The 10,544-nt window shown below is 58.5% G+C and carries 9 protein-coding genes; 4 read left to right on the forward strand and 5 right to left on the reverse strand.

From position 1 onward, the window contains the following. The first annotated feature begins 92 nt into the window (after positions 1 to 92). Together MSKU9_RS07980 and MSKU9_RS07985 are read left to right on the forward strand one after the other, a co-directional pair. Positions 93 to 998 carry a delta(1)-pyrroline-2-carboxylate reductase family protein gene (locus MSKU9_RS07980; protein WP_141260740.1) on the forward strand — a complete coding sequence of 302 codons (906 nt, stop codon included), beginning with the start codon at positions 93 to 95 and terminating at the stop codon, positions 996 to 998. A gap of 172 nt (positions 999 to 1,170) precedes the next feature. Next, positions 1,171 to 2,145 carry a D-2-hydroxyacid dehydrogenase gene (locus MSKU9_RS07985; RefSeq protein ID WP_227000867.1) on the forward strand — a complete coding sequence of 325 codons (975 nt, stop codon included), beginning with the start codon at positions 1,171 to 1,173 and terminating at the stop codon, positions 2,143 to 2,145. A gap of 83 nt (positions 2,146 to 2,228) precedes the next feature. Here the strand turns inward: MSKU9_RS07985 and MSKU9_RS07990 are convergent, their stop codons facing one another. The 3 genes from MSKU9_RS07990 to MSKU9_RS08000 all read right to left on the reverse strand — a co-directional run bounded on the left by MSKU9_RS07990 (position 2,229) and on the right by MSKU9_RS08000 (position 4,686). Further along, positions 2,229 to 3,446, reverse strand: a complete 1,218-nt coding sequence (locus MSKU9_RS07990) for an MFS transporter (RefSeq protein WP_141260742.1) — start codon at positions 3,444 to 3,446, stop codon at positions 2,229 to 2,231. Positions 3,447 to 3,469: 23 nt separating this feature from the next. Continuing rightward, positions 3,470 to 3,868 (reverse strand): GlcG/HbpS family heme-binding protein, encoded by a 399-nt coding sequence (locus tag MSKU9_RS07995; protein WP_141260743.1) that lies wholly within the window; start codon positions 3,866 to 3,868, stop codon positions 3,470 to 3,472. Positions 3,869 to 3,957: 89 nt separating this feature from the next. Next, a complete protein-coding gene (locus MSKU9_RS08000) occupies positions 3,958 to 4,686 on the reverse strand; it encodes an IclR family transcriptional regulator (protein WP_141260744.1) in 729 nt (242 codons plus the stop codon). A 189-nt stretch (positions 4,687 to 4,875) separates the two neighbouring features. Here MSKU9_RS08000 and MSKU9_RS08005 point away from each other — a divergent pair, with 189 nt between their 5' ends. After that, positions 4,876 to 5,325 (forward strand): Rrf2 family transcriptional regulator, encoded by a 450-nt coding sequence (locus tag MSKU9_RS08005; RefSeq protein ID WP_141260745.1) that lies wholly within the window; start codon positions 4,876 to 4,878, stop codon positions 5,323 to 5,325. Between the two features lie 239 nt (positions 5,326 to 5,564). After that, positions 5,565 to 6,956: an NAD-dependent succinate-semialdehyde dehydrogenase gene (locus tag MSKU9_RS08010; protein ID WP_141260746.1), complete on the forward strand. Its 1,392-nt coding sequence runs from the start codon at positions 5,565 to 5,567 to the stop codon at positions 6,954 to 6,956. A 529-nt stretch (positions 6,957 to 7,485) separates the two neighbouring features. Here the strand turns inward: MSKU9_RS08010 and MSKU9_RS08015 are convergent. Together MSKU9_RS08015 and MSKU9_RS08020 are read right to left on the reverse strand one after the other, a co-directional pair. Beyond that, entirely contained in the window at positions 7,486 to 8,877 is a 1,392-nt protein-coding gene (locus tag MSKU9_RS08015) for a c-type cytochrome (RefSeq protein ID WP_141260747.1), read from the reverse strand. After that, positions 8,870 to 10,441: a GMC family oxidoreductase gene (locus MSKU9_RS08020; protein ID WP_141260748.1), complete on the reverse strand. Its 1,572-nt coding sequence runs from the start codon at positions 10,439 to 10,441 to the stop codon at positions 8,870 to 8,872. The genes MSKU9_RS08015 and MSKU9_RS08020 overlap by 8 nt, the downstream gene beginning before the upstream one ends. Between the last annotated feature and the right edge of the window lie 103 nt (positions 10,442 to 10,544).

Here is a 10,544-nt window from a genome sequence, read left to right on the forward strand (position 1 = left end):
GCCGGACGAAGTCGACAGAATAAACAACAATATCAGTCACCGGCACTGGTGTAGCCATTGTCATACATCCATACCAATACGGGGTGATGGGCATGAAAATATATTCCGATCAGGAAACCCGCGACTTTCTTCCGTTTTCTCCCCTGGTCAATGCGCTGGCACTCGCCATGCAGGAACTGGAACGGGGCCAGATCCAGTGCCCGGAACGGACAACCGTGCGCACCCATGACCATGCTGGCGCGCTGATGACCATGCCCTCGGTTGGCCGGGATATCATGGTTACCAAACTGCTGACCCTGTTTGGCAACAATCCCGCCCTTGGCCTGCCAACCATACAGGGACAGGTCATCTGTGCCGAAGCCCGCACCGGGCGTTTCCTGTTCACGCTCGATGGGCCAACCGTCACCATGCGCCGCACCGCAGCCGTCAGCATGCTGGGCATCCGCACACTGGCGCGCGGCCCGGTCCGGCGCGTGCTGGTGATTGGCACCGGCACGCAGGCGCTCGCCCACCTGCAGGCATTATGCGCCCTGTATCCCGGTATTACCGTTGTCATTCGCGGGCGTACACTCCAGCGGGCACTGGATTTCTGCACGCTGCACCAGACACCCGCCCTTACCCTCCGCCCGGAAGGCACGCAGGAGGAACCGTTTGATGTCATCATCACCGTCACGGCCAGCACGTCGGTCATTTATAATGAACCTGCGCGCGCGGACTGCCTGATCATAGGTGTGGGCGCCTACCGGACCGACATGGTCGAAATCGGCCCGGACACCATCGCGGGTAGTGCGCTGTATGTGGATGACGCCATCGGCGCGCCAGTCGAGGCAGGGGACCTGTATCAGGCGGGCGTGGACTGGAACGATGTCCATTCCCTATCCCGTGCACTGGATGACGGGCCGCCTGCGGATGGCAGGCCTGCCTTTTTCAAATCGGTCGGATGTTCCGCATGGGATCTGGCGGCCTGCCGGGTGGCGCGCCTGCATGGGGCGGAATGAACCCGTACAGGCGTCCCTTTTTCATCCCCTGAAAGCCAGTTTTAAAATCAGCTTGAGAAACACCCTGCAATCATAGGAAAGTTTTTTGATGAGGCTTTTTTAAAAAAAGGCGGCACCTAAAAACTTTTGTTTTTTATCAATCAGTTGTTTCCGATCAATCTTTGATAGGATAATGGCCGTGAGCCAGATACCCAGTCCCAACCAGACAATCTATGTCGCGCATGAATATTACAATATTCACGCGGAACTGGAAAAACGCCCCGGCGCGCCCCGCTGCGTGCAGGTCCAGACATTCGCCCAACTGGAACAGATCATACCACAGGCGGAAGTGCTGGTGGTTTCCATGTTATGGCGCAACGCCCTGTTGCAGCAGGCGCCCCGACTTAAGCTGATACAGTCCATCAGTTCCGGGGTGGAACAGTTTGACCTGACACAACTCAGGACACGTGGCATCCATCTGTGCAATGCGCGTGGGGCGAATGCCGCGGTGGTTGCGGAACATGCGCTTGCCCTGCTGCTCAGCCTGTCACGCCGTCTTTATGAGGCACGTGACAACCAGCACCGCGCCCACTGGTCAGGCACCGGCATGGACGCGCGGCCCCGCCTGCAGGAACTGACCGGAAAAATGGTACTGATCGTAGGCATGGGCACCATTGGCAACCGGCTGGCGCAGATCTGCCAGGCACTGGGCATGCGCGTCTGTGGCATGCGCCACAGCCCCCGGCCACTGGATATTCCGGGGGTGGCACAGGTCAGGCCCGATGAACTGCATGCGGCCATAGGTCAGGCCGACCATATCGTGCTGACCTGCCCCCTGACCCCGCAGACCGAAGGGTTAATGGACCAGCGCGCCTTTGCCGCCATGAAACCCGATGCCTGCCTGATCAACGTAGCGCGCGGTCGTGTCGTGGATGAAACCGCCCTGACTGCCGCCCTGCGCACGAACGCCATCGCGGGCGCGGCCCTCGACACCTATGCGGATGAACCGCTGCCGCCCGCTTCCCCGTTGTGGCAACTGCCCAATCTGGTCATGACCAGCCATGTTGCGGGGGAAACGCAGTTCTATGAACACAATGTCGTGGATATCCTGCTGGATAATGTCAGGGCGCTGGAAACCGGGGGACCGTTGCGTAATCAGATTGTCTGAAAATTTGAAGCATAAAGATCTGGTGAAGCGTCAGGAAACGCCGTCTTAAAAAAAAGACGGCGCCCAAAAACTTTTATTACCTTTCAAATACTTTCCCTGGCAGGCTTTTTCAGCATAATCAGCGCAAACAGGTATACAATCAGTCCACCCACTGAAAACAGCGCGCCCCCCCAACCCAGCGCACCATAACCAAACTGCCGCGCCAGCAGGAAGCTGCCCCCGGCCGCCCCCACTGCATTGGCAATATTGAACGCTGAATGATTGAGGGAGGCTGCGAGTGTCTGCGCATCCCCCGCAAAATCCATCAGACGCGTCTGCAACGCAGGGCCAAGCGCATTGACGAAGGTTGGTACCAGAAATACGTCAGCCATCAGGGCGATCTGGCTGTGCAGGATATAGGGAAATACCAGCATGGCCACCGCACTGCCCGACAGCGCGATCAGTGCAGCAAGATCAAGGTTACGGTCCACCAGCCATGCGCCCGCATTCGCGCCCGCCAGCATACCCGCGCCCCATACCACCATATACACCATGCTTTCCCATTCAGGCACGTGGGTCACGTTCTGCAGCACACTGGTCAGGTAGGTATAGATCGTAAACATGCCGCCAAAGCCGATTGCCGCAGTCAGCAGTGTCAGCAGCACCTGTGCATTGCCCATGGCGCTGACTTCCCTGAAGGGCGAATTCTGCCGGTTCGGCTGATCGGCGGGAATATAACGCCACACCCCCAGAAACGTGACGCAACCAAGGATCGCGATCGTCAGATACGCCATACGCCAGCCAAGGTGATTGGCGGCGAATGTTGAAAACGGCGCCCCGATCAGGGTCGCAATAGCAATACCCGACAGCACCCGCCCCACGGCCCAGCCCCGTCGCGCGCGTTCCACCATGGATGCGCCAACCAGCGCGGAAATCCCGAACAGCGCCCCGTGCGGCAGGCCGGTAATGAAGCGCGCGACCTCCACCAGGCCCGGCGTGGGCATGACAATGCTCAGGACATTCCCGAAACAGAACAGCAGCAGCAGTACCAGCAGCAGTTCTCGCCGCGAAAGCCGCGCGCCCAGAATGGTGATGAGCGGCGCGCCGATCACAACCCCCAGCGCATAGGCGGTAATGACATAGCCGGCATCCGCCACGGACAGTTTGAGGGATGCCGCGAATTCCGGCAGCATTCCCATAATGGCGAACTCCCCCGTTCCCACGACAAACGTGCCAAACGTCAGGATGAAGAAAGCGGCTGTTTTCCCGTGGGGGGACGTGACCTGCGTGATCGTGCCTGCAGCCTGCGTATTATCTGACATGATGGACCATCCACAAACGGCAATCAGGCGGCAGGCTGCGCGGCTGCGGCACGGGCGATGGCAATGTCATCTTCCGTGCTGGCTCCCGACACGCCGATCGCACCCATGACAGACCCATCCGTCCCTTTCAGCACGACACCACCACCGAAGCTGGTCAGGCCGCCATTGGTGTTTTCCAGGCTGTAAGCCCCGCCATCAGGATGCGCAATCTTTGCAAAATCAGCGCTGTCCATCTGAAACAGGACGGCCGTTCGCGCCTTTTTATGACTGACCTCGATCGCACCCAGCGGGCAGCCATCCATGCGGATGAAAGCCATGGGCCACGCGGCGGCATCCACGATGGAAATACTGACGCTGACACCCAGATGGTCCGCTTCGGACCGGGCGGCGGAAAGCAGGGACATGGCATGGGAAAGCTGCATGGTAAAACCCTCTGTCTTACGAAGAATAAAGACAGGTTAGACACACGCCCGCGGAATGGAACATGCAAAGACGTGACCGCGTCATTTCTTCAACATTGTTGAACACCCGCCTGTTCCACCTGCTTCATCATCATCCACCCCAGTTGCACAAGGCGTGCGCGGGGCAGGCGTGACGCCGGGCCGGTCAGGCCGATGCTGGCGCGGACTTCCCCCTGTTCCCGCCATGGGATGGCGACACAGTTCCAGCCCGGGCGACAGGCCTCGATATCGATCGCGTATCCCTTCACCCTGACATCCTCGATCCGGGTCAGGGTGCGTGCATCCAGTGCGCCAGTGCGGGTCGCCATGACCCGTTTGCGCAGGCCGGGCACGAACGCAAGGAACACCAACCCCACTGCGGAGCCTTCAAGCTGCTCATGCAGCGGTGGCCTGCTGTCCGTTGCCGCGTCACCACATTCGACCACCTCCAGATATGCGGCTTCGTCCCCGCTGGGCACGGCAAGATAGACGGTCATGCCGCTGTCACGTGCAATCGCCAGCATGACGGGACGCAGTCGCGCGCGCAGGGCGTTGTCGTCGCCCGCGATGCGCGCGAGGTTCAGGATGCGCCCACCCAGATGGTAACGCACATCCCCGTGCCTGCGCTGCACGTATCCCAGATGGTCAAGGGTCTGGAGAATGTTGTGCGCCGTCGTCTTGCCCAGTCCCGATATCTCGGCAATTTCCTGCAGGCGCGCGTGACCGCCCTTCTGCGCGATGATTTCCAGAATGGCAGCAGAACGTTCAATGGACTGGATCAGTCGGGGTGTTTTTTCCACGGGGTACTTTTCCGGCTATATCAGGGACATCCCGCCCCCTGTCTTCGCATTACGCTGCCGGGCCCCGGAGTGGAATGGCCACTGCAGGATTTCATTATTCCGAGACAGCCCCGAACAGAACAGAAACCGGAAGCGTTATATTATTTTACAGGTCTGGAAATAATATGCAGATCGTATATATCTTCTTTCATGCGCCTGACCCTGCATACAGATTACGCACTGCGGACACTGATCTATCTGGGGATCCATACGGATCGCCTGACATCCATCCGTGAAGTAGCGCAGGCCTATGGCATTTCGGAAAACCATCTTGTCAAGATCATACACAAACTGGGTCAGGCGGGTTTTGTGGAAACCATACGGGGCCGGAATGGCGGGCTGAAGCTGGGGCGCCCGGCAGCCAGCATCGTGCTGGGCGATGTGGTGCGGCATACGGAAGAAGACATGGCCCTGGTCGCCTGCATGCACCCCGTGGATGAAGGCGGCAGGTCCAGTTGTATCCTGGCCGATGCCTGCCGCCTGCGGGGCGTGCTGGCGGAAGCCCTTGGGTCCTTCATCGCCGTCATGGACAATTATACGCTTGCTGATGTCATAACAGACCAGGAACGTGAGCGCCTGCCACGTCCCCTACCCGTCTAATACCCATACGCCCGTTGGGGTTGTGGAATAAACTCCATTTTACAATTCCACTGCCATAGGGGCCAGTTGCTGACACAGGACCGGAAAACTGGCATTTTTCCCCCGCCTGACATAATCCCGGTTCATGCGGGACCACGATTTTTTGCACGTTTCCAGGGTTGGTGATACCTGAAACGATTCTTGCACGCCTGCCGGTGAAATATATACTTCTTGACGAAACTCTGAGGAACATACTGCCAATGGCTTACGCTACGACCAACCCCTATACTGGTGAAACGCTCGAGACGTTTCCCAATGCCACGGATCAGGAAGTCCAGACCGCACTGACCGAAGCATATGATGTTTTCAAGACATGGCGGCATACGTCCTTTGCCGAACGCGCGAAGGTCATGACGGCGGCAGGCCAGATCCTGCGCCGCGATATCGACAAATACGCCCGCCTGGTGACACTGGAGATGGGCAAGACCTTTGCCGAGGCGAAGGCCGAGACCATCCTGTCGGCTGAAATCTTTGAATACTACGCAACCCATGCCGAACGCCTGCTGGCACCGGAAAAGCTGCCGGTTGCGGACCCGAAGGAAGGCGACGCCATCCTGATCCACCAGCCGCAGGGCATCGTCTTCGCAATCGAGCCGTGGAACTTCCCGTACTACCAGATCGCCCGCATCATCGCGCCGCAGCTTTCGGCCGGTAACACGGTGCTGCTCAAGCATGCCTCCAACGTGCCGCAGTGCGCCGCAGCCTTCGACAGCCTGATGGTGGAAGCCGGCCTGCCCAAGGGCGGGTTCCGCAACCTGTATGCAGCACGCCACCACACGGAAATGATCCTGAGCGACCCGCGCGTGTGCGGTGTTGCCCTGACCGGGTCCGAAGGGGCTGGCACCATCATTGCAGGCGTCGCGGCCAAGGCGCTGAAGAAGTCCACCATGGAACTGGGCGGTTCCGACGCCTTCGTTGTGCTGGATGACGCCGATCTGGAAAAGACCGTGAAGTGGGCCGTGTTCGGTCGCCACTGGAATGCCGGTCAGGTCTGTGTATCTGCCAAGCGCCTGATCGTGGCGGATGCGATCTATGACAGGTTTGTCGAGCTGTACAAGAAGGGCGTTGCCGAACTGAAGGCTGGCGACCCGATGGACCCGTCCACCACGCTTGCGCCGCTGTCGTCGCAGAAGGCGGCTGATGACCTGCTGGCGCAGGTTGAAGAAGCCAAGAAGCATGGTGCGGTTGTTGAAACCATTGGCGCGCCGGTTCCCGAAAAGGGTGCGTTCTTCCGTCCGCTGCTGATGACCAACCTGCACAAGGACAACGAGGCCCGTCATTGGGAATTCTTCGGTCCGGTCACCCAGCTGTACCGTGCAAAGGACGATGCGGACGCCATCCGTATCGCCAATGACTCCCCCTACGGTCTGGGCGGCGCCGTCTTTACGCGTGACACCCAGCGTGGCGTGAAGGTGGCCGAACAGATCTATACCGGCATGGTGTACATCAACCACCCGACCATGGTGAAGGCCGACCTGCCCTTCGGTGGCGTTGCCCGTTCCGGCTACGGTCGTGAACTGATCGGCCTTGGCATCAAGGAATTCGTCAATCACAAGCTGATCGACGTCGTGGACATCGACGCCCCGTTCTGATCGGGTAAATATCCGGACATGCGGCCTGTCATGAATACAGGCCGCGCCACTGGCGCCCCGCAGGTCAGCCAGTGGCATGTCTGGCCTTCTTTCACCAGATATTTCCATTCCATATTTTATTTATGATATGGAATAATTATACATTTCTATTTTATATAAAATCTTTTCAATTACATATAAACAGACGCATTACCGTCCGCCTGATGAAGCGGTTCATAATACCTGTCTGAATATTGATAGATCATCCAATACATGGTCTATACGCACCATGTCGCTGCGTTACGCGCCCACATACCTAGCGGCAGCAAGCAAACAGACATATTGATAAATCAAAGATCTGATCTTGAAAGATAGCCCTTACGCAGCATGATTTCTGCGGAGGACGAAATACAGTAAACAGACCGGTTTGTTCCGCAGCAGATAACAGGAACGCAAATACCTGCCCATCATACAGGCTGACAAAGGAAATCCCGGCACCCCTTACGCATATTCTGTCGCGTTATCACGGCTGCCGGGATTTCATATCGTGTTACGGTGTCTTGGGAAGCTGCTTGCGCATCTTTTCAACCTGGTCCGCAGTCACACCATGGTCACCACTGCCGAACGTGGCGGTCACGTAATTGACCAGTGCAGCGACCTCGGTATTGCTCAGGCGCTGCACATCGGAACCATGGTCAAAACCGGGCATATAGGCATGCAGCCCACCTGCCGTCCGGTCCACACCATTCAGGACTGTCATGATCAGGTCATCCGGATGGGCAGACCCAACAACCGAATTATGGAACAGTGACGGCGCATAATGGTCACTGGTGCCCGCACCGTTACCCCCATGACAGGCCGCACAGTTCGCATCATAAATATGCGGGCCGCTCATTTCATCGAGCCTGTCGATCCGTGTCAGCTCACCCGAACGGATATCCGGCACATCAAGCGCCTGTCCGAACCCTTCACGTGGTCCATGTTCAGCCTCGTCTTCCTTGGCCGGGACCTGAAGAATGTAGGCGGCAAGGGCATGCAGGTCATCATCGGTCAGGTGGCTGGTGCTGTGTTCCACCGCCTCACCCATCGGCCCTGCGGCCTGACTCAGCCCTGCGACATGGCCGGTCTTGAGATAGGTGACAAGGTTATCCTCGCTCCAGTTGCCAATGCCGCTTGTCTTGCTCGACGTGATATTGGGCGCATACCAGCCCAGCAGGGGCGCTCCAGCAAGGAAGCTGTCTTCCTTCTCGCTCAGCATCATGTTGCGTGGTGTATGGCAGGTTCCGCAATGCGCCAGGGCATTGGCAAGGTACCTGCCACGGCGCATCTTGTCATACGTGGCGGAATCTCCGGTTTCAGGCGTGACGCTGCCCGCGACAAGGTTCCACACCGCCATGGTGATACGCAGGTTGGCAGGGAAGTTCAGTTCCGTCACCGGCGGTGTTACGGCCACCGGCTTCACCCCATGCATGAACCACGCATACATGGCCTTCACATCATCATCCGTCATGCCGGAATACGAAACATATGGCATTGCGGGATAAAGACGGCTGCCGTCACGGCGAAGGCCATGGCGCACGGCCTTTTCAAAATCCTCTTCCGTATATTTCCCGATGCCATGGTCGGGGTCCGGGGTGATGTTGGTTGATACCACATCTCCCATGGGCGTGGTAATGCGCAAGCCCCCGGCAAAGGGCTTGCCCCCTGGCGCGGTATGGCAGGCGACACAGTCACCGGCCGTCGCGATATATTCACCACGCGCCGTAAGCTCCGCCGAAGGTTCAGCCGATGCGGGCACCGATGGAGTGGCCGTGGCCAGAGCCGGGGCCGACGATGAAGGGGGTGAAGGCTCATCCGCCCGCACAGGCGTTGCGGACAGGGAAGCAAGGGCTGTGCCCGTGACCAGAACCGACCACAAGATCTTGCGTTTGACGTCAGGCATGGGTCAGTTCTTTTTTAAGTGTATCAGCAACACGCAGGGCAAGTGCTGCAACCGTCAGGGTGATGTTGCCGGTTCCGACCGATGAAAAGACGGACGAACTCGCGATGAACAGGTTTTCATGGTCATGTGTGCGGCAGAAGCCGTCGACCACGGAATCCTTGGGGTCTGTGCCCATGATGGTGCTGCCGGCGGGATGGTCCTGCGGAAAGTAACCCGGTGTCCACTGCTCGTCCGTGCCATGCATGAGACCGATCAGATCCTTGAACAGGCCACGGGTATGGTCGCAGCTTTTCACCGTATATTCAGGCAGCTTGTAATAGACTTCCGGGTGCGGAATACCCAGCGCGTCCTTATATGTGGCACTCAGCGTCAGCCGATTATCCGGATCGGCCAGCCCTTCGTTATGGCTGAACAGCCGCACTGTGTGGGAAGCAAGATAGCGGATCTGCTCCTCCAGTTCACGCCCGACATATCCCTTGGAAATGGCGAGTGCGGTTGCAAGGTCCACCTGGTTGTCATCCACCATGTGTACCAGGTACGCCCCCCGTTCGTTGCGCCAGTCACCGTCACGGAAATTGTCGATCACGTTGGTTTCAAGCGGGCCACGGCCGGGCCACAGGGCCTTGTCACCACTGATGAACGTTACCTGCACGCCGGTATGGTCCATCATGTTGCGACCGACATGACCGGAACTGTTGGCGATACCGTCGGGGCTCTGTTCATCAGCTGAGAAGAGCATAAGCTTCGCAGTTTCGATGCAGTGCGCCGCGATGACGAAATACTTGCCGGTCACACGGTGGGACCCCCTGTCGGGATCGTAATAATGCACCGCCGTCACGCGCCTGTTCGCGCTGTCACGTTCAATCCGGTATACTACCGCGTTGGGCACGAACTTCGCCCCTGCCGCTTCGGCATGATAGACGGAATAGCTGCCGTTGTACATCGCCCCGATGGGGCAGATCGGCATGCAGTTGTTATGCCCCTCGCAGGTCGGTCGGTTATCATAGGGCCGCGTGTTGCGGGCCTGCGGTTCATGCACGACGCGGTACGGGGTCTTTTCCCGGATCAGGTTGCGAAACTGTTCCGCTGCATAGGAAATGGGCAGCGCGTCCATGGGATAAGGCTGCCTGCGCGGCGAACCGAGGTCTTCCACCGCCGGGTCCGGGCCGCAGACGCCCATCATCACCTCGGCCTGGTAATAGAACGGCTCAAGGTCGTCATATTTCAGCGCCCAGTCACGGCCCTGCCCATAACGGGTTTTCAGTTCGAAGTCCGACGGCAGGTAGCGCCACGCGCACCCGGCCCAGTGCCATGTCGTGCCGCCCATCATGCGCAGGTAGACCTGCTGGTAGGCTTCGGCGTCCGGCCCTGTCGTATGCAGGTATTTGTTGGGCGTTATCTGGTTGGGCGGATGTTCGGCCCATGGCACACAGGGGAACGGCCCCTGATAGGAGGGCTTGTTTTCCAGATTGCGGAAATTATCGACAAAATGCTGGCGATCGACACGCGGACCGGCTTCCAGCACGATGACGGAAATACCCGCGCGCGCCAGTTCATTGGCAATGGAACTGCCAGCGACGCCGGATCCGAGGGACTATCCTGAATTTTGTGCGGTGCAGTGATAATCTGCTCGAAGAGGAGCCCCCGCATGAGCATTGATAAAGATA

Origin of the sequence: Komagataeibacter diospyri, from assembly GCF_006538165.1 — a bacterium.
Classification (GTDB): Bacteria; Pseudomonadota; Alphaproteobacteria; order Acetobacterales; family Acetobacteraceae; genus Komagataeibacter; species Komagataeibacter diospyri.